Here is a 19,947-nt window from a genome sequence, read left to right as displayed (position 1 = left end):
TTCCAATTTGCGATACGATATCTCTGTCTAAGTGAGGATTTCTTTTTCATTTTGAAAGAGGTTATTGTTCCTCCTCATCTTAGACATACTCCTATTCCCGTACAATTTATTTGTGCAACAAAGCCATTACGAATTACGAATAAAGCTTCCTTAAGAGTTTGTACTTCGTTTATAGTGTACGCAGCAAATTGTTACATAAAATCCATGAACTTGAAAAGTGCGACATCTTCGAATGTGAAAATCTTCCTGAGTGCTGAGGAAGATGCGGAAAAAAGACTTGATCAATTTCTTGCGGAAAATGTAGATTTTTCCCGGACATTCCTTCAGAAACTCATCAAAAGTGCAAAAGTACGAGTTGATGGGAAGAGTATTTCAAAAGTTGCGTACCATCTTCGAGAATATCAGGAGGTTTCTCTCGAAATTCCTGAACCGGCAGTTCTTCACACTCTTCCAGAAAACATTCCTCTCGATATTCTGTATGAAGATGATGATGTTATCGTTATTAGTAAGCCGGCGGGAATGGTTGTTCATCCAGATGAAACCTATTCTTCAGGAACCCTCGTGAATGCGCTTCTCCACTATCTCGGAACAGAAAAACTTTCCGGGATTGGAGGCGTAAAAAGACCGGGAATTGTTCATCGTCTTGATAAAGATACTTCAGGCGTGCTCATCGTCGCTAAAAATGACAAAGCACATCGGCATCTTTCACGAGAAATTTCAGAGAGACGTGTGACAAAAATCTACAAAGCACTCGTATTTGGAAAGATAAAAAATGATGAATTTTCTATCGATTCGCCGATTACAAGAGATACTGAACATCGGAAAAAAATGAAAGTTTCTGCGAAGAAAGACGCGAGAAATGCACTCACACATTGCACTTTAGAAAGAATATTCGAGCAGCCACTCTCATCGCTTCTCACCGTTCAAATTGTCACCGGACGAACGCATCAAATTCGCGTACATCTTGCTTCTGTAGGATTTCCTGTTGCTGGGGATTCGCTCTATGGGAACGAAACTTTGAATACAAAGTTTTTTAAAGATTTTCCGATTTCAAGAATGTTTCTCCATGCCGAATCACTTCAGATACTTCTTCCGAATGGAAAACAAAAAGTTTTTACAGCGCCATTTCCACAAGATCTGGAGAGGACTCTTGAAATGCTCATGTATTCGGAAATAAGATAATCTCAAAAGTGATTCCCTTAAAAACATATGTTTTTTCGAGTAATCAGTTGTCAGTATTTTTTCTCGTTGCTTCAAAATTAAGAAAGAGCACAATATTTGCCACCATAAAGAAAAGAGAGACATAATACTGTACCGCTCCAGTAATTACGCCTGTTACAATATTGTTCGGAAGAATGTGTTTATCTATCAAAAACCCAAAAACAAAGTTTATCGGAGCCTGAGCCACAAATCCCACTATTCCAATGAGGAAAAACATTCCAAACGTTTTCCACCATCGCCCTTCCACAATTTTTTTACTGTACCTCAAAGCCGATAATCCCGACACATCTCTCAAGATTACTGCATATACAGAAAATCCCCAGTAAACTGCAAAAATAAAAAGAGGAATGATGAACGCAAATCCTAAAAAGATCAGAAGAATTGAGAGAAGAACACTCGTCCAAAGAACTGACCAGAGTTTTGTGAATGAGCGTCGTAAGGTATCACCATAAGTCATGGGCGAGCTTTTCACAAAGGAATTCGTAAGAAATGTGAGTGAAATTACGAACAGAAGACTCAGAAATCCAATGAGAATACTCATGGCGAAAAAAGTCCACAAAAAGGGAGAAATATCACCTTTTTGTACCACTGTCTGTTGGATCGTTTCAAAAATAAATCGTGAAAATATCCCTATGGCAACGGCAAAAGTAGCCCAAATTTTCAAAATTTCTTTCTGGTTTTGCCAAAATATTTTCCAAGCAATTTCTAAAAGATCATCAAAGGAAAGTTCAGATTTAGTGATTCGGTCAAGCATGGGGAAGGGGAAAAAAGTATGTTCGATTTTTAAAATCAACAATTTTTTTATCTCGAACAAAAACTCCATCATGTTCGAGTTTCTGAATTTTTCCACGAATTCCGTCATTTCCACTATATCCTCCGAGTGTTCCATCACTTCTTACTACCCGAAAACACGGATATTTTTCCGGTTCTGGATTTTTTGAGCAGAGCACACCAATAGCCCGGGCGGCTTTTGGATTCCCAAGCGCCCGAGCTATTTCTTGATACGTTACTACTTTTCCGTGAGGAATTTTTTCGAGAAGTCCCTGCAATGCACGAATTGTAAATCGCTTTCGGTGCATGTTACAGAGAAAAAACTCTCAAAAACATCCCTATTTTCGAAGAGGGCGTGCGATGTTCACCGCGATTTTTCGCCCATCAATTTCTTGTCCATTCCACATTTCTATTGCGGCAGCAGCTTCTTCTGGAGATCCCATTTCCACGAATCCGAAGCCTTTTGATCGGCCCGTCATCTTGTCCATGATAATCTTCGCAGAAACTACAGTACCAGCTTGAGCAAACGCATCTCTAAGAGAGTCTTCAGTAGTATTATAGGAAATTCCTCCTACAAAGAGATTTGAATTATTATTACCGTCGTCCATATAAAGAAAAAATAAAAAAATAAAATTTTGCATGACTTCTAAAAACGCCGCTTTCCAAGAATTTCCCTGAGGACTTATCCCAATCACACTGTCCTCAACAAAAAACAAAAGAAAGAAGAAGTGTTCATCAAAGTCTGCATCCTCAGTATGATCTCGTAAGGGGAGGCTGTCAAATGATTATTTCTGAAAGAGCCCTATAAATTCATGATATCCCTCAGATTCAAGATCTGCTTTAGCGACAAATCGAAGTGCCGCAGAATTCATGCAATACCTGAGACCAGTTGGCTTTGGACCATCTCCGAACACGTGTCCGAGATGTGAATTAGCAAGAGCACTTCGCACCTCGGTTCTTGTAGAAAAAATCCCACTCTCTTTTTGTGTGGAAATGTTTTTCGAGTCAATCGGTTTTGTAAAGCTCGGCCAGCCAGTTCCCGAATCGTATTTATCGAGTGAGCTAAAAAGTGGTTCTCCGGAAACAATATCCACATAAATTCCTTCCTCCTTATTATCCCAATACTCATTTTGAAATGCTGGTTCGGTGCCTTCTTCTTGAGTAACTTCATATTGAAGTGGTGTTAACATTTTTTCAAGTTCTTCGGCATTTGGCTTGATATAAGTTTTCTTTTCAAAATCACTCTTCGCAGGCTTATTCGAAGAAGAGTCTTTTGATATTTCTGGATCAGAAGCGCCCCATATTTTCTGAATATAATCATCTCTTCCTGATCTTTCTCGGTAAAAACCATATTTCCATGGGTGCTTCAGGTGATAATCTTGGTGGTATTCCTCCGCTGGGAAAAATGTCGTGTAAGGGAGAATTTCTGTCACAATCGGAGCATCATATTTTCCCGATGCTTCGAGCTCTCTTTTAGATTCTTCCGCAAGTTTCCTCTGCTCTTCATCGTGGTAAAAAATAGCAGATCGATACTGTTTCCCACGGTCGACAAATTGACCACCGTCGTCAGTGGGATTGATATGTTTCCAAAAAGCTCGGAGTAAATCTTCATATTTTACTTTTTTCGGATCATAAAAAACTTGAATAGATTCTCTGTGTCCAGTTTTTCCGGCAGAAACATCTTCATACGTTGGATTTTTTTCTGGTCCGCCGCTGTAGCCAGATATCACTTCTGTAACACCATCCGTCTTTTCAAAGTCTGATTCTGAACACCAGAAACATCCGCCGGAGAACGTTGCTTTTTGCAAGTTTTTCATAGTGAGGAGAGAAAGATAATACTCAGCAATAGGAGGTTTTTGATTTCCATTTTTATCCGGAGATTTCGCTTCAAAAAGTCCACAGGAACTCAGAAAAAGAAAAGAGAAAATAAGAAAAAACTGAATTTTTTTCATGCGAAAGGAAAGAAATGTATCCATGGAAATTCTTCAATTTTTATATTCACTTAAAATGCCTTGAAATCTGAAATCATTCTATCACTGACTTTTCCTTCATGGCGGCAAAATTCGTGGGAAATTGTGAAATATCACACAAGAAAAGAAGAATGGAGCGGATGAGGGGAGTCGAACCCCCGTCTCAGGCTTGGGAAGCCCGTGTACTAGCCGTTGTACTACATCCGCATTTTTTCACGTCCTCTATTGTACTCACCTCAAAAAAGTTGTCACCTCGAACGCATTACATCCGCGCCTCCTCCCAACTTTCCACCTCGTACGTCTCTATTGTTCCAGTTTTCCATTCCTCAGGATGAAGACCTGCTTTCAGTGCCAGATGTGAGAGAAATTCCTCCGGATCTGAAAGTTCTTCCCAAACTTGTGGGAGAAACGTCGCCGAAAGATATCCTTTTTTGAGAATAACCCCGTGAATTCCGACGTGGAGTTTTTTTATGAGCTCTTCAGGCGTTTGGAATGAAAGAATTTCAGGAAGTGTCAGCACAGAAATTTCGATATTGATTTCATCGAACTCAGACTCAACAAGTTCTGAAAATCGTGGATCTTCAAACGCTGCCGCAATTGCATTCTTTTGGATCGCTTGAAGAAGCGGATATACTGGCAAAATATTGCCAATGCATCCCCGGAGTTTTCCGCTTTTCACGAGCGTTACAAAAACTCCACGTTTTTCCTGAAATTTCGTTTCCGTAAATTTTGAAACATCCTGAATTGCATTAATCTTGAATTCTGCGCCAATCGTATTTCTCGCAAGTTTTAAGAGTTCTTGCCGTTCTTCTAAAGAAAAAACATTCATGCAGTTTCATAAAATGCAAATGCGCCATATCCAACTACCCGTGAAAAATCTCCTGAAGTCAGCGCAGAATTTTCATATTTCAAACATCGTGTTTTCCAGTTTCTTTTCTGAGCGAGGTCCATCAGGCTGAGAATTCCGATAATTCCACAGGCTTCACCGCACGAAACTGTTTCGAAATCCCCATTTTGAGCAGCCTCACAAAAAGCGAGATCTTTTTCACGGGCAATATGTTCCGGATGATAGTGCGAAAGATCAGAGGAAACAACGAAGTACGTGTTCTCCCCATTGGTGAAATGTTCGAGATCCAGAGCGATATCTTCAGGATGCGCATCGCCAAGGAGAACTGGAAGAATTTGAGCGGAAGTATTTGCGCATATTTTTTGAAGAAATGGAATCTCTACTTCAAGAGCATGTTCTTCTTCATAGGCATCATTTCCGAGTTTTATGGAATGGGATTTTTCGGAAAGATCATCCAAAATATTGTGAGCAGGAATTTTCCCAAGAGGAGTTTCAAATGCATCAAAATCTGCTGCCATTCCTCCAGAGAACGGAAAAAAATGCGATGGTGCGAGAAGGACAATCCGATTTTTTTCAGAGAAATGTTTTTCCACTTCTTTCTGAAGTGCAAGGAATCCATACGCGGCGACGGCTCCGGAATAAATGTATCCGGCATGTGGAACAATAATGCCACGAATTTTTCCGGGAATTTTTACAGAATCTTTTTTCGCACTCTCTAAAAAATCATCAATCATTTTCGACAAAATTTTTGGATTTTTCGGATAAAACGTGCCGGCAACATTTGGAGATTTTGAGGACAATTTAAAATTCTTAATTCTTAATTCCTACTTCCTACTTCCTCTCCCCACACTCCCGCAATTTTCTCCTGACATTTCGGACATTTTCCATTTTGCAAATTATTTTCAGGAGTTTGGTACCCATTTCGACTGATGCACAGTTTGCCACATTTTGGACAGAAAGTATTCTCCTCGCCAGCAGTGACATTTCCTGTATACACATAATGAAGTCCTGCATTTTTCCCAATGAGATACGCCCTTTCCAGAGTCTCACGTGGTGTTACAGGAGTGTCCAACATTTTCCATGCCGGATGAAATGCAGAAATATGCCAAGGAATTTCCGGAGAAACGCTCGCAACAAATTCAGCAGCATCTCTCAACATTTCATCAGAATCATTTTCTCCGGGGATGATGAGCGTTGTGACTTCAACCCAAATTCCCGCATCGTACGTTTTTTTAATATTTTTCAAAATCCTTCCGAGTTCTTCATATTTTTGATATTTTTTCGGGAGATCAGAAAGATCAGGTTTTGCGAGAGGTGAGAGATGGGCTTTGCACACATTTCGATAAAATTCATCAGAAAATCCCTTGAGATCGATATTAATAGCGCTCCAAACATCATGGGTTTTCTCAAAAAGCTCATCAGAAAAGAATCCATTCGAAACGAGCACATTCCGAATTCCCGCTTTTTTCGCGAGCTTCGTAATATCATACCAATATTCCGCAAAAATAGTCGGTTCATTGTACGTATATGCAATCGAAGGAAAAGCATTTTGTTTCACAAATTTTACAATTTTTTGAGGAGAAAAATCGGGAATTTCTTGAAGTAAATCTTCATATTTATCATGAAAAAGTTCACGCGGAGTCTGTGACATATCGGAGTTTTGACAGAAGAGACAGCCAAAATTACATCCGTACGTTCCAAAAGAGTACACCGCTGTTCCGGGGAGAAAATGGAAGAATGGTTTTTTTTCAATAGGATCAAGATGACATCCAATAGGTTTTCCGTATGTCGTGAGAGAGAGTTTTCCATTCACATTTTTTCGAATTCCGCACTGCCCACTTTTTCCAGGAAGTATAACACACTTCCATCCGCAAGCGAGGCATCTCACCGCGTTTTTTGGTTTTTCGAGCCGTTCAACAAAAATCGCATTTTTTTTCATCTCCGAATCTTCCTCCATGGAAAATTTCTTGTCAAATTTTGATGAAAAATATTATTTCCTCGACTCCCGAATTTGCGCGAGTTTTTCACGCATCAAATGCATCTTAATTTCATTTTCGAGTTTTTCTTTAAGGAGATCATCGTCAGCATGTGATAAGAATTCTTCCGCTCTTTGGCGTGCCGCACGAGCTTCTTCGGCTGCAATCTCTTCAATATTTTCTGCAGTATTCGCGAGAATGGTCGCCGTGTTATTGTTGAATTCAAAGTAGCCTCCGGAAATAAAGAGTTCCTGTTCCGTGTCATTTTCGCGAATGATTCGGAGTCGACCAATACTCAGTTTTGCAATCACCGGTCTGTGATTTTTGAGAATCCCCATTTCTCCTGTGATTTCCGGAATAATCAGCATCTTTACTTCGGCATCATAGGTGGTCTCTTCCGGCGTGACAATGGTGAGATGGAACATGAAAAAAATTTTAAATTTTTAATTTTGAAATTTCTAAATAAATTCTAATTTCTAAGTATTAATTTTTAAAAAATGCTCTATAAACTTGACCATGTTTTTTCGTTTAGGAATTAAGGCTTAAAAATTATTTAGAAATTTATCCCGCATTGCGGGACAAAATTAGAAATTAACTTGCTGCTTTTGTTCGTTCGTGTTTTTCACGAGCCTCATCAATTGTTCCCACGAGATAAAAGTCTTGTTCCGAAAGATCATCGTGTTTTCCTTCCAGAATTTCTTTAAATCCTTGAACGGTATCTTGGCGCTTTACGTACTGTCCAGGAATATTCGTAAAGGCTTCGGCTACGAAAAACGGCTGAGAAAGGAATCGTTGGATTTTTCTCGCTCTTACGACGAGAAGTTTATCGTCTTCAGAAAGTTCATCAATTCCGAGAATCGCAATGATGTCCTGTAAATTTTTATATTTCTGGAGAATTCGCTGTACCTCACGAGCAGTATCGTAATGTTCTTGCCCGACAACAAGAGGATCGAGCTGACGAGAAGTGGAATCGAGCGGATCAACTGCTGGATAAATTCCCTGTTCTGAAAGCGCCCTGGAAAGCACGACCGTTGAATCCAAGTGCGCAAATGTTGTTGCTGGCGCTGGATCAGTGAGGTCGTCAGCGGGAACATAGACTGCTTGCACTGAAGTAATGGATCCATCTTTTGTGGAAGTAATTCGTTCTTGAAGTGTTCCCATTTCTGTCGCGAGATTCGGCTGATATCCAACGGCAGAAGGCATACGTCCGAGAAGTGCAGAAACTTCAGATCCTGCCTGAGAGAATCGGAAAATATTATCAATAAAGAGAAGTACATCTCTTTTTTCCACATCTCGAAAATATTCCGCAATAGTAAGACCCGTGAGAGCTACTCGAAGACGTGCTCCAGGTGGCTCGTTCATCTGACCAAACACGAGCGAAGTTTTCGCAAGCACTCCAGATTCCTTCATTTCTGTCCAGAGATCATTTCCCTCTCGAGTTCGTTCTCCCACTCCGGCGAAGACAGAATATCCTCCATGCTCAGTTGCAATGTTTCGAATAAGCTCCTGAATGAGAACGGTTTTTCCCACTCCCGCTCCTCCAAAGAGCCCAACTTTTCCTCCTTTTGCAAAAGGACAAATAAGATCAACCACCTTGAGACCAGTTTCAAAAATTTCCGTTGTTCCTGATTGGTCGGTAAATTTTGGAAGAGTACGATGAATTTCGAGGCGAGGTCCTTCTATTTCTCCAAGACCATCAATGGGATTGCCGAGGACGTTCAAGATTCTTCCGAGAGCTTTTTCTCCTACAGGAGTCGTAATACTTTTTCCAGTGGACACTGCTTCTTGTCCGCGCGTAAGACCGTCAGTAGAATCAAGCGCTACCCCTCTCACCTGATTTTCTCCGAGCTGCTGCTGGATTTCGATCACAAATTTCTTATTGTTCAGAACAATTTCCACAGTCTCCAAAATTTTTGGAAGTTCCGCGCGAGCAAATTCGAAATCCACGACTGGACCGATAATTTGGGTGATTTTTCCTTTAGCCATAGAGAGAAGTAAAAAGTAAGAAGTAGGAAGTAGGAAGCAGGAAGCAGGAAGTAGGAAGTAGGAATTATTAGGAGGTGTCAGTTTTCAGAAAGTAATTCAACCCCGCAATGCGGGGCAAAATTCAACATTAATTCTGGCTTCCGGCGACGACTTCGAGAATCTCAGTGGTAATTTTTGATTGCCGAGCTTTGTTATAGTGAAGAGTCAGATTTGAAACAATTTCTTTGGCATTCTCCGAAGCCTTTTTCATTGCCATCATCCGAGCGCTGTGCTCAGAGGCAATAGATTCGAGAACTGTCTGATAGATACTTGTTTCGATGTACATTCGAAGAAGTTCGTTCGAAAGGTCTTTCTTGTCCGATTCAAAAATATAATCTCGTTTTTCTGATGGTTGGAAATCTTCCGTGCTCGGTTCGAATGGCAAAAGTTTTTTAACGACTGGGCGTTGGCTGAGCGTTGAGTAAAAATGATTGTATACGAGCCAAACTTCTTGATATTTCCCGCTCAAAAAATCTTCAATAACCACCGTGCTCATTCCGAGAGTATCGAGAAAAGTTGGTTTTTCTGGCAGAGTTGAGAACTCAGCGAGGAGAGATTTCCCGACTCTTTCCATTGCCTGTCTCCCTTTTGTCCCAACGGTAATGACGAGCTCCTTCAGATGTTTCTTTTCATGAAGTATCTCGAGCATGGTTCGAATCACATTGCTATTAAATCCACCACAGAGCCCTCTATTCGAAGTGAGAAGAATGTATGCGACCTGATTTGCTTCGGTATTTTTTTGGAGAAAAGGATGAAAAATCGGTGGCTCATTCGTGAATACGACCTCTCCAATCATCTCCGAAAGTTTCGTAATATACGGTCTTCCCTTGAGACTTTGCCTCTGTGCAAATCGCATTTTTGAAGCCGCCACCATTTCCATCGCTTTCGTGATTTTTTGGGTAGATTTTACCGAACGAGTTCTGAGTTTAATTTCCTGAAGCGACGCCATGAAAAAAGTGTGAAGAAGTTAAGATCAAGGAGAAGAAAATACGAGATCCCGGGTCAAGCCCGGGATGACCCCGCAAAGCGGGATCATTTCCAGCTCTCTTTAAAATTTCGGAGAGCTTGAGAAAGTTCGGCTTCGAGATCGGGAGTCAATTTATTCTTTCCCTGGAGCTTTGCTTCGAGGTCCCGATATTTTGTGGACATAAAATCAGAAAGAGTCTTTTCAAATCGAAAAATATCCGAAGAGGCAACTTCATCAAGGAAACCATTATTGACCGCGTAAATCATCTCAATCTGTTTCTCTACTGGAAGTGGCGCATATTGCGGTTGTTTGAGAACTTCAATAATGCGCTCTCCACGATGGAGAAGCGATTTTGTCTGTGGATCAAGATCGGAACCAATTTGAGCAAATCCTTCGAGCTCACGAAACTGCGCAAGACTCAAACGAAGATTTCCCGCTACTTTCTTCATGATCGGACTTTGTGCAGAACCACCAACGCGAGAAACAGAAAGGCCGGCATTAATTGCTGGACGTCTTCCGGCATTGAAGAGTTCTGCTTCCAGATAGATTTGCCCATCTGTAATGGAAATAACGTTTGTTGGAATATACGCAGAAACGTCTCCTGCTTGGGTTTCGATGATCGGAAGCGCTGTCAGAGAACCGCCTCCCAAGTCTTCAGAAAGACGAGATGCGCGTTCGAGAAGACGAGAATGGAGATAAAAAATATCTCCTGGATACGCTTCTCGTCCGGGAGGACGGCGAAGAAGCAGGGAAACTTCACGATACGCCCAAGCATGTTTTGAAAGATCATCATACACAATGAGAGCATCTTTTCCGGAATACATCACTTCTTCCGCCATAGCGCACCCCGCGTATGGAGCAATAAAATTGAGGGAAGCCGGATCTGCCGCTGAAGTCGCGATGATCGTCGTATATTCGAGAGCGCCAGTTTCCTCGAACTTTCGGACAACATTCGCAATTGTGGATTGCTTTTGTCCAATAGCCACATAAAAACAACGAACATCTTTTCCCTTTTGATTAATAATCGTATCAATCGCGATTGCTGTTTTTCCAGTTTGCCTGTCTCCGATAATGAGTTCTCTCTGCCCGCGACCAATAGGGATCATGGCATCAATTGCTTTAATTCCAGTTTGGAGTGGGACACTGACCGACTTTCGATAAATAACACCTTCTGCTTTGTTCTCAATTGGACGAAATTTTGTTGTGTTCAGAGAACCTTTTCCGTCAACTGGTTGTCCCAAGGCATTCACTACGCGCCCAGCAAGAGCTTCTCCCACGGGAACTTGCATGATTTTTCCCGTCACTTTTACGAGATCTCCTTCCTTCAGGTGTTTTCCCTCACTAAAAAGGATACAACCCACTTTGTCTTCGGCAAGGTTGATCGCCATTCCATAAGTCTCCTCTGGAAATTCGACCATTTCTCCCATTTTTACGTCCTGAAGCCCACTTACCTGAGCCACGCCATCTCCCACGGACAAAATGTGTCCCACCCCAACGGATGTCGGAGTGAAATCTAAATTTTCTAATTGCTTTTGAAGAAGCTCGGTAAGGCCTTTTGCGTCAAATTCCATAACAAAGTTTTAAAGAGGAAGAGAAAAAAGATTTTTTCGAATTTTTTCGAGTCGTGCTCGGGAACTCAAATCTGTAAGTCTCGTGTTTTTATAAATTTGAAGTCCCGAAAGAAGCTTTGTATCAAAAGAAAATTCGATATGAATCTTCTTTTGATTATGTTTTTGGAGAAGTTCCAGAATATTTTTTTTCTCTGCATCGCTCAGGTCTCGAGCAGAAACAACATCAAGAATATCAATTTGATTTTTTTCAAATATGAGTTTCTGATAGCTCATGTATACTCCTCGAATGAGGGAGAACAGATGACGACTTCCAAGAATTATGAGGAGATTTATGAGGAGGGGAGAGAGAATATTTTCGAAAGTTCTTTGCAGAAGTGTTTTGAGTTCAGAGGAAGGGAGAGAGGAAAGCGCCGAAATCTTTTCTCGAAAAGTTTCATTCTGAAAAAGTTGTTCAAGTGCGGTGAACTCCTCAAGGACTTTGTCCTCGATTTTTTCCTTTTGAGCCGAGAGGAAGAGTGCTTTTGCAAACTTCGAGTGGAGGTTTCGATATTTCATAGAGAGATTTTCTGAACGCTTTGAGTAATAAGATTCATGTCCTTTTCTGTGGTTATTTTTTCTTGCAGAACTTTTTCCGCAGCAAGAATGACGAGATTTACCGCATTTTTCCTCAATTTTTCCATATTTTCCTGTTCCTTCATCTGAAGAATTTTTTCACCGGCAGCGATTTTTTTGAGCGACTCATCTTCGGCATTTTTCATCATGCGAGCTTTCAGCTCTTCCGATTGTTTTTTGGTCTGTTCAATAATGGTGAGGCTCTCAGCATGGGCTTTCCCGAGAATTTCCTCTCTCATGACGTCCGATTCCTGAAGCATGACATCTGCTTTTTTCGCATTCTCAACTCCTTCTTTTATGGTTTGCTCTCGATCATGAAGAAGATTCATAAGAGGCTTATACAAAATCTTTTTGAGAATAAAAAGGAGTATGAGGAGGTTCAGGGCCTGAAAGGCTACCGTTGTGGGAGTAATGCTGAGCCCAGAACTTTCTGGAGCTTCGCGTCCCTCATCTGCCGCATATGCGGTACTCATGAAAAAGTCTGCCATAGAGGTTATTTCTTATTAAGTTCAAGAAGAGCAAGAACGAAATTGAGAATTCCGAGTCCTTCGGCAAATACAATTGCCAAAACCATGTTGATTTGAATTTTTGAAGCCGCTTCTGGCTGGCGAGCAGTAGCGTCCATAGCTCGAGAGCCGATGAATGCAATAGCAACGGCAGGCGCAGCAATACCGATGGCCATAGAAAGAGATGCAGGTATCATAATAAAAAAAAGAAAAAGAATAAAAAAATAACGATTTATGAATGGTCAGATTCAGTATGAAGAGTATTCAGATTGGTAAATACCAAAAATAGGGTAGCAAACACGAAAGCCTGGATAAATCCGACAATAAATTCTATGAGCATAAACGGAATAGGAATAACACCTTTCACCAGGAGAAATGCTACCATGAGCACAATCTCCCCTCCAAAAATATTTCCAAAGAGACGAAGAGAAAGCGCTACTGGTCTTACCACTTCAGAAATAATATGGAGAAGTCCAGTGAAAAATTCAATAAGCCCCATCCCTTTTTTTGTAAAGAGCGCCTTCAGATTTACAAAATGTCCGAGATACCCAAAAAATCCATGAGCCTTTATCCCTTGATATTCAAAATAGACAAACGCAATGGCCGCGAATGCAATCGTAGAATTGAGGTCACTTGTGGGAGCTCTCAAAAAACCACTCTCTTCTGCTACCATTCCGAGTGCAAGTCCCAACCAATTGGAAAAAAGTATGGTGAGAAAAAAGGTGATAAACGGCACAAAATGCTGCTTTGCTTGAGCTCCTCCAACCTTCACCATATAATTTTCTAGCCCAGAAAAAACCCATTCAGTAAAATTTTGGAATCCACTGGGAAGATATTTCAGGTTTTTCCTCAGAATGAGGGAAATGGCAATGAGAATGGCCATGACAATCCACATCGTAACAATTGTATTCGTTATCGGAATTCCGGGTGAAATTTCGAAAAGGGTCTTGGGAGCGATATGAATCTCGAGATTAGATAATGCCATTATACTCTTGAGCGAAATAAGCGCTCCGAAGATTCTCGCAGTTATTTGAAAAAAGTCAACCCTTTAAGAAACACTTTTTTTTATTTTTATTAAAAAATCCAATATAGTAGGGGCAATATTTCCGCATTTGTATGATAGAAAATTCTTCTGAATCCCGTTCTTCTCGGAACATAACAATTTTTATAAAAGGTGTACTTCTCGGTGGAGTTATAATTTTTATCGGTCTCGCGCTTATCGGAATATTTTTTGGAGATAAACCTCAAGAGGAAGAGAAAAAAGTTTTGCTCCTCATGGATCGTCTGGAAAAGTTAGAAGCTCGTGAGAAAAGACTCGTGGAACTTCCATCCGAAAAAACTGGTGAAGAGGCAGGACGCACGAGTATTGCGACTCCGAAAGAAGAGAATATTCAAAGAGAAACTGGAGGAGGGGAAACGGCAGTTCTTTCTCCAAAAGACAAAGAGAGTCTTGTACTCAAAGACGAAAAAAATGTGAAGAAACAAGAACAAATATGGAAAGATCCGGAAAAAGAAAGACTCATTCATATTCGGGAAAAAGTGATTCCATCCATTGTTCAGCTCCAGTGTTATGGAGAAGGTGATTCAATTCAAATCGGTACAGGATTTTACACAGGGAAAGAAGAGGGGAAATATTTGGTAGAAACAAATTCGCATGTTGTTTTAGCCGATGATGGCGTGTTTTATGGATGTGATGTGTATTTTCCGGCGAAAAACGGGCTTTTTTATGAAACCGCATATTGGGCTGGGTTTGCATATTTACAGCATGATCAATCATCAATCGTAGAAGAAACGCCTGTTTCTGGAGTTGATTATGCTGTTTTAGAACTTACCAAGCCTTATTCAGATAAAGACAATACGGAATATCCATTTCCCCCAAATGTTCAGGATTTTTTCACGAGCATAGGAGAGAATTGTAATAACGAAGGATCCATAGAACTCGGAGATAAGGTCTATGTTCTCGGATATCCTGCTATCGGTGGCGAATCACTTACGCTCACCGAAGGCGTGGTTAGCGGTTTTCTCGGTGAGTTTGGGGAATGGATTAAAGTTTCGGCTGAAATTAATCCGGGAAATTCCGGAGGTGTAGCAATTAGCGCTGAAGATGAATGTATGTTTGGGATCCCGACGCAAGTCGTGTCATCGGAAACGTATGGAAGTATTGGTCAGCTTCTTTCATACAATTTTATTATTGAGTTTTTGAATGGAAGAACAGGAGAGAAAGCATTTGATCCCAAAAGAGATGTCGAGGATATGTCTTTCGAATCGTATCCAAATCAAGCCTATGATCTTACTTTTACATATCCATCTGCATGGGAAAAAGATTTTTCCAAAGAAACAAGCGGGACTCTTGAATTTATTGCACCGCTTCAAAACGCTCTTGATGATTTTTATGAAGGCATAGAATTTTTCACCGAAGATCTTTCGGGAACGGAAATTGTTTCACTTCAGGATTTGGAAGATGCGCTCATCGACATTAACTCAAAGAACTTATCTCTCGTGAATGATACTGTTTCTGAAGATCGGACAATGGGAGGGAATCCCGCAAAAAGTCTCACGTATGAAACGAATACCACTAAAATTCGGCAGATTTTCACCATGAAAAATGGGCGAACATATGTGTTTACCTATACCGCACAAACTCCGAGCTTTGACACATATCTTCCAATTCTCGAAAAAATGGTGTCGTCAACGATTATTGCGAAGCAAGGAGGATAGAAAAATCTGATATTGTCGATTCCTCACTCATGAATCTCTCCAATCCCACCTTTTCTTCGGCATTCGCAAGCTTGAATCCCGCTCAAAAAGAAGCGGTCGAAACCGTATATGGCCCCGTTCTCGTTGTCGCAGGACCGGGAACGGGGAAAACACAAGTGCTTGCGCTCAGAATTGCGAATATTCTCCAAAAAACGGATACAAATCCCGGGAATATTCTTGCGCTCACTTTTACCGAAAATGCCGCTATTTCCATGAGGAAAAGGCTTCTTTCTTTCATCGGTCCCGATGCGCATTCCGTACACATCAATACTTTTCATGGATTTTGTCAGGATATTATTTCAGAATTTTCAGAAAAATTTATTTTTGCAAAACGTCTTGATGCTCTTGATGACATCACGAAAATTCAGATGATGACGGAGATAATACGTTCGCTCAAACTCGATCACTTACGGCCATTTTCTCATCCAAATTTTTTCATAAAAGATATTCAGAAGATGATATCTGATTTGAAGCGCGAAGGAGTTTCGCCTGAGAAATTTTTAGAGCTCTCAGAACACGAAAAAGAAGAATTTGAAAACATTTCCGAAGAAGAAAAATTCAACACGAAAACCCGGAAAATAAAAGGGAAATATCTCGAGATGGAAACGAAAATTACCAAAAATTTTGAATTTCACAAGGTGTACGAAGCCTATCAAAAAAAACTTTTGGAAACAGGATTCTATGATTTTGATGACATGATTGCATTTGTGGTCAAAAAAATGGAAACGGATGAGGATTTCGCATGGACGCTTCGAGAAAGGTATCAATTTCTTCTCGTGGATGAATTTCAGGATACAAATGGACTTCAGATGCGCATTCTTGAGCTTTTCGCGGAACCCCCTCTATCCCCCTTGTCAGGGGGAAGTGAACCCCCAGAGTTCCGCTTCTCAGGGGGAAGTGAAGTCGATATTGATTCTCATTCTCAGGAGGAAGGAGCAAATATTTTTGCTGTTGGCGATGACGATCAGTCCATTTATCGTTTTCAAGGTGCTGCGCTCGAAAATATTCTTTTCTTTCGGGAAAAATTTCCGGAAGCAAAAATTATCCCTCTCACAGAAAATTATCGGAGTACGCAAGCAGTTCTTGATCTGGCAAGTCAGAGTATTGCCCAGAATGAAGAGCGCCTCACCAAAAAAATTCAAGGACTTCTCAAAGACCTCTCGTCCGCTCGAAATACGAAAAATATTCTTCCGGAAATTCACATTTTTTCTCATGAAGAACAGGAACATTTTTTTCTTGCGGAAAAAATTCACGAACTTCATGAGAAGAAAAAGATTCCTTATGGAGAAATTTCAGTACTTTTTCGGAATAATGCAGAAGGATTTGAGCTTCTCGATTTTCTTGAAAAACAGAATATTCCTGCGAGTTTTTCGGGGAAGGGGAACGCGCTTCGCACGAAACTTATCCGTCAAATTCTGAATACGTGGCGTCTTCTTTTAAGTCCTTCGGACGATGCGCTCTTTTTTGAATGTCTCCACTATTCATTTTGGAATATTCCTATTGAAGTGAGTTGGAATATTTGGGAAAAAGTCAGGAGAACAAAGGAGAGAAAAGACGGAAAACTCTTTCACTATTTCCTTGTACATCGTTCGGAAAAAGAAGAACTTCCTCGAGAGTTTCTCGTCTTTGCAGAACATATTGAGAGGTGGCGTGCTGATCTTTCAAATTTGTCGCTCATAGAGTTTTTTCAGAAAATGATGACGGAAAGCGGAATTTTAGAATCTCTGGCGAACCCCCTCAGTCCCCCTTATCAGGGGGAAGTGCGTCCATTGTCAGGAGGGAAGGATATTCCATCACTCAAGAATATCGAAGAAATCAACGCCATTAATGCTCTTTTTGCTGAAGTGAAAAAATATTCTGAAGGGAATTTCCAGACGAATTTGGAATCATTTTTACATCGGCTGGATATTCGTGAAGAATTTGATCTCCCGCTCGAATCGAGAGATATTTTGAGCTCCGCAGAAAATGTTCAGCTCCTCACCGTCCACAAATCAAAAGGACTCGAATTTGAAGCGGTTTTTCTCATTCATGGAAATCGGGGAAAATGGGGAGATAAACGAATACATTCAAAAATATCGCTTCCAGAAGGATTCCTCAAATTTTCTCATGAGGAAAATGAAAATGAAGAAGAGAGACGACTCTTTTATGTCGCGATGACGCGGACAAAAACGTATCTTTTTCTCTCAAGAAGCGCTATTGATGTAACCCAATCAGAAAAATCAGAATCGCGATTTTTCACAGAACTTCCGAAAGATCAGTATTCTGAAGTCCAGCATACAAACGCTGATGAGAATCAGGCGGTGCAAGTTCTCAAGGGACAAATTTTCTGGTCTCCGAAAAAAAGTTCAGTATTACCGGAAGATTTTTTAAAAAGTGCACTCGATCCCGAAAATTTCGCTCTTTCTCATTCCGCATTTGAAAATTATCGGGAAAATCCACAGAAATTTCTTTGGGAAAATGTGCTGAACGTTCCCACGGTGAAACATCCGAGCGCAATACTTGGTACGGCTCTTCATCGTGCGCTTGAAGAGTTTTTTCGATTATTTCCAAAGGAGGATCGAGAATCATCAGAAAAAGTGTTTTTAGAAAGTCTTCATCGGGAAGCACTCACGGAAGATGAATTCGAATCCCTTAAAAAAGAAGGAAAAGAAATTCTCAAAAAATATTTTATGGAATATCAGGGGAAATTCACTTCGACATATAAAACGGAACTCAATTTTCGCTCACATGGCGTTTTTCTCGACGGGAAAATTCCGCTGACGGGAAAAATCGACAAAGTAGAATGGATTTCTGAGTCTCAGAAAACTGTAAAAATTATTGATTATAAAGCCACTTCTCCGAAATCAGAAAATGAGATTCGCGGTCTTCGCGATTCGGATGCGGGAAAAATTACTGCGGGCAGATATTTTCGGCAAATGGTGTTTTATTCGCTTCTTGCTGATTTCTCATCAAAATTTCCAGAAAAAGCGGAAGTATGTGAAATCGATTTCCTCATTCCAAATGATTCTGGAGCTTTTAAAAAACTTACATTTTCCGTCACTCCCGAAGAAAAAAATGCGCTCGCGGAAGAGATTCGTCTTGTCTGGAAACGCATACAGAGTCTCGATTTTCGCCCGATAAGTTTGTGGGGAGAAAAGGTGAGAGAGGAGGTATTCGCATTTGGAAGTCTTGAAGAAGAGTAAATCTTCTCCAAATTCTTAATAAAAATGCTGCATATTTTCTTATGTGCAAATAAGAATAGGAAAGCAATATGCAGTAAGCGATAAGCAATAAGTATTGTAAAAATTTGGCTTACTGCTTACCGCATACTGCTTACTGCTTCTCAATTGAAGAAATATATCCGCAATATTTCTAAAGCGAATCAGTATGAGAAGTAGACTTTGCGCTCTTCGTAATAGTCACATTTGATGTCGTGTTGTCGTCTTCAAAAGTGAGATTCGAAATAATACGTTCATCTTCAAGAATTGGACCGGAGTCTTTTCTGAGAATGTCAAGAATTCGCGCAACGAGTCTTCTCGGGTTATTATCAAAAATAACACGATCATTGAGCTTTCGATGACAAAGCTTTACTACTTCTGGAATGTGATCCGCAATTCCATCAGTTTCGGTGAGAATTCCGAGTGGTTTTCCTTCGTCAAATGCCACGGTAAATTCATTCAGAGTGCCGATCCCGCCACCGATAATCACAATGGCATCAGAAGAGCGAATATTGACAATATCTCGCTCCATAAGCCCCATTCCCGTATAGAGAATAATATCATAGTGTTCAATTGGAGATTTGTAACTTTTAATATGTTCCTTCAGCGAAAATGCTGGGGAAATTCCCAGGACAAATCCACCTGCCTTTTTTGCGCCCTCCGCTGCGTCATCTGGAAGTCCTGGGCAGGAGCCATTCACCAAAATACAGCGCTTTTCAGCAATAGCTCTTCCCAGAGCTCTTGCTTTCTCTTCATTTGAGTGTTTGCTCATCGCCGGACCTTGAGCCGATCCCATGACACCGATACGGAATTTCATTGAATATTAAAAAAGTTTGTATCGTGTCATTATACTACATATTTTTATATTTTACAATATGGAATTCTCCACATGTTTTTCTTTTTCCTTTTTTTTGGCAAAATAAAGACATCCTCATTTTTATATTCTCATGAAGAAAGTCATCCTCATTCTTGGTTCCGAGTCTGATAAAGAATTTGCAGCGAAAATCGAAGCAAAACTTACAGAAAATCATGTTGAATTTGAAACCCATGTCGCTTCAGCTCACAAGTCTCCCAAAAAAGTTCTCGAAATTCTCGAGAAATACGAGTCGGAGAAAATCGTATATATTACTGTTGCCGGAAGATCGAATGCACTTTCCGGATTCTGCGCAGGAAATTCAACGCATCCGGTAATTGCATGTCCTCCTTTTCGAGATAAGATGGACATGATGGTAAATGTACAATCAACACTTCAAATGCCTTCAAATGTACCAGTAATGACCGTTCTTGATCCTGAAAACGCAGCAATCGCAGCGGCAAGAATTTTACAACTTGGAGACAAGAAGTAGGAATCAGGAATTAGGAATCAGGAATTAGGAATTAGGAATCAGGAATGGCTTTGTTGCACAAATAAATTGTACGGGAATAGGAGTATGTCTAAGATGAGGAGGAACAATAACCTCTTTCAAAATGAAAAAGAAATCCTCACTTAGACAGAGATATCGTATCGCAAATTGGAAAGAGTACAAT

The 19,947-nt window shown here is 40.5% G+C and carries 20 protein-coding genes and 1 tRNA gene; 4 read left to right on the top strand and 17 right to left on the bottom strand.

From position 1 onward, the window contains the following. Positions 1-204: 204 nt before the first annotated feature. Positions 205-1,182: an RluA family pseudouridine synthase gene (locus HZA38_02075; protein MBI5414280.1), complete on the top strand. Its 978-nt coding sequence runs from the start codon at positions 205-207 to the stop codon at positions 1,180-1,182. 43 nt (positions 1,183-1,225) lie between these two features. Here HZA38_02075 and HZA38_02070 read toward each other — a convergent pair whose 3' ends face one another. From HZA38_02070 to HZA38_01995, 16 genes are all read right to left on the bottom strand, one after another. Further along, positions 1,226-1,975, bottom strand: a complete 750-nt coding sequence (locus HZA38_02070; protein ID MBI5414279.1) for a hypothetical protein — start codon at positions 1,973-1,975, stop codon at positions 1,226-1,228. Further along, positions 1,968-2,300, bottom strand: coding sequence for an MGMT family protein (locus HZA38_02065; GenBank protein MBI5414278.1), 333 nt, complete (start codon positions 2,298-2,300; stop codon positions 1,968-1,970). The genes HZA38_02070 and HZA38_02065 overlap by 8 nt, the downstream gene beginning before the upstream one ends. Before the next feature lie 30 nt (positions 2,301-2,330). Further along, positions 2,331-2,600, bottom strand: a complete 270-nt coding sequence (locus HZA38_02060) for an RNA-binding protein (GenBank protein ID MBI5414277.1) — start codon at positions 2,598-2,600, stop codon at positions 2,331-2,333. Positions 2,601-2,777: 177 nt separating this feature from the next. Beyond that, positions 2,778-3,944, bottom strand: coding sequence for a peptide-methionine (R)-S-oxide reductase MsrB (gene msrB / locus HZA38_02055; GenBank protein MBI5414276.1), 1,167 nt, complete (start codon positions 3,942-3,944; stop codon positions 2,778-2,780). A gap of 150 nt (positions 3,945-4,094) precedes the next feature. Further along, positions 4,095-4,169: transfer RNA gene (locus HZA38_02050), tRNA-Gly, on the bottom strand. 55 nt (positions 4,170-4,224) lie between these two features. Then, positions 4,225-4,791, bottom strand: a complete 567-nt coding sequence (gene amrA, locus HZA38_02045; protein MBI5414275.1) for an AmmeMemoRadiSam system protein A — start codon at positions 4,789-4,791, stop codon at positions 4,225-4,227. Continuing rightward, complete coding sequence (gene amrB / locus HZA38_02040) at positions 4,788-5,609, bottom strand: AmmeMemoRadiSam system protein B (protein MBI5414274.1); 822 nt, start codon at positions 5,607-5,609, stop codon at positions 4,788-4,790. Before amrB ends, amrA begins: the two co-directional genes overlap by 4 nt. Positions 5,610-5,626: 17 nt before the next feature. Then, entirely contained in the window at positions 5,627-6,748 is a 1,122-nt protein-coding gene (gene amrS / locus HZA38_02035; protein ID MBI5414273.1) for an AmmeMemoRadiSam system radical SAM enzyme, read from the bottom strand. 51 nt (positions 6,749-6,799) lie between these two features. Beyond that, the gene (gene atpC, locus HZA38_02030; protein ID MBI5414272.1) at positions 6,800-7,210 is read right to left on the bottom strand and encodes an ATP synthase F1 subunit epsilon; all 411 of its coding nucleotides are present in this window, start codon (positions 7,208-7,210) and stop codon (positions 6,800-6,802) included. Between the two features lie 166 nt (positions 7,211-7,376). Further along, positions 7,377-8,771 carry a F0F1 ATP synthase subunit beta gene (gene atpD / locus HZA38_02025; protein ID MBI5414271.1) on the bottom strand — a complete coding sequence of 465 codons (1,395 nt, stop codon included), beginning with the start codon at positions 8,769-8,771 and terminating at the stop codon, positions 7,377-7,379. 127 nt (positions 8,772-8,898) lie between these two features. Beyond that, on the bottom strand, positions 8,899-9,759 hold the full coding sequence (gene atpG / locus HZA38_02020) for an ATP synthase F1 subunit gamma (GenBank protein MBI5414270.1): 861 nt from the start codon (positions 9,757-9,759) through the stop codon (positions 8,899-8,901). Between the two features lie 83 nt (positions 9,760-9,842). After that, complete coding sequence (locus HZA38_02015; protein ID MBI5414269.1) at positions 9,843-11,348, bottom strand: F0F1 ATP synthase subunit alpha; 1,506 nt, start codon at positions 11,346-11,348, stop codon at positions 9,843-9,845. A 9-nt stretch (positions 11,349-11,357) separates the two neighbouring features. Beyond that, complete coding sequence (atpH, locus tag HZA38_02010) at positions 11,358-11,903, bottom strand: ATP synthase F1 subunit delta (GenBank protein MBI5414268.1); 546 nt, start codon at positions 11,901-11,903, stop codon at positions 11,358-11,360. After that, positions 11,900-12,433: a F0F1 ATP synthase subunit B gene (gene atpF / locus HZA38_02005; GenBank protein ID MBI5414267.1), complete on the bottom strand. Its 534-nt coding sequence runs from the start codon at positions 12,431-12,433 to the stop codon at positions 11,900-11,902. Before atpF ends, atpH begins: the two co-directional genes overlap by 4 nt. A gap of 20 nt (positions 12,434-12,453) precedes the next feature. Continuing rightward, the gene (locus HZA38_02000) at positions 12,454-12,663 is read right to left on the bottom strand and encodes an ATP synthase F0 subunit C (protein ID MBI5414266.1); all 210 of its coding nucleotides are present in this window, start codon (positions 12,661-12,663) and stop codon (positions 12,454-12,456) included. A gap of 35 nt (positions 12,664-12,698) precedes the next feature. After that, positions 12,699-13,451, bottom strand: a complete 753-nt coding sequence (locus tag HZA38_01995; protein ID MBI5414265.1) for a F0F1 ATP synthase subunit A — start codon at positions 13,449-13,451, stop codon at positions 12,699-12,701. Between the two features lie 131 nt (positions 13,452-13,582). Between HZA38_01995 and HZA38_01990 the strand changes: the two genes are divergently transcribed. After that, positions 13,583-15,184 (top strand): trypsin-like peptidase domain-containing protein, encoded by a 1,602-nt coding sequence (locus tag HZA38_01990; GenBank protein ID MBI5414264.1) that lies wholly within the window; start codon positions 13,583-13,585, stop codon positions 15,182-15,184. 29 nt (positions 15,185-15,213) lie between these two features. Further along, entirely contained in the window at positions 15,214-18,405 is a 3,192-nt protein-coding gene (locus HZA38_01985) for an ATP-dependent helicase (GenBank protein ID MBI5414263.1), read from the top strand. Positions 18,406-18,574: 169 nt separating this feature from the next. On the opposite strand, the gene HZA38_01980 is transcribed toward HZA38_01985, so the two are convergent. Then, on the bottom strand, positions 18,575-19,237 hold the full coding sequence (locus HZA38_01980) for an LOG family protein (GenBank protein ID MBI5414262.1): 663 nt from the start codon (positions 19,235-19,237) through the stop codon (positions 18,575-18,577). A 130-nt stretch (positions 19,238-19,367) separates the two neighbouring features. Here HZA38_01980 and HZA38_01975 point away from each other — a divergent pair, with 130 nt between their 5' ends. Further along, positions 19,368-19,766 (top strand): AIR carboxylase family protein, encoded by a 399-nt coding sequence (locus HZA38_01975; protein MBI5414261.1) that lies wholly within the window; start codon positions 19,368-19,370, stop codon positions 19,764-19,766. Positions 19,767-19,947: the final 181 nt, after the last annotated feature.

The sequence above is a fragment of the Candidatus Peregrinibacteria bacterium genome, assembly GCA_016220175.1.
GTDB lineage: Bacteria > Patescibacteriota > Gracilibacteria > CAIRYL01 > CAIRYL01 > JACRHZ01.
The sequence above is the reverse complement of the archived record's forward strand: the minus strand, read 5'-3'. Positions and strand labels throughout refer to the sequence as shown.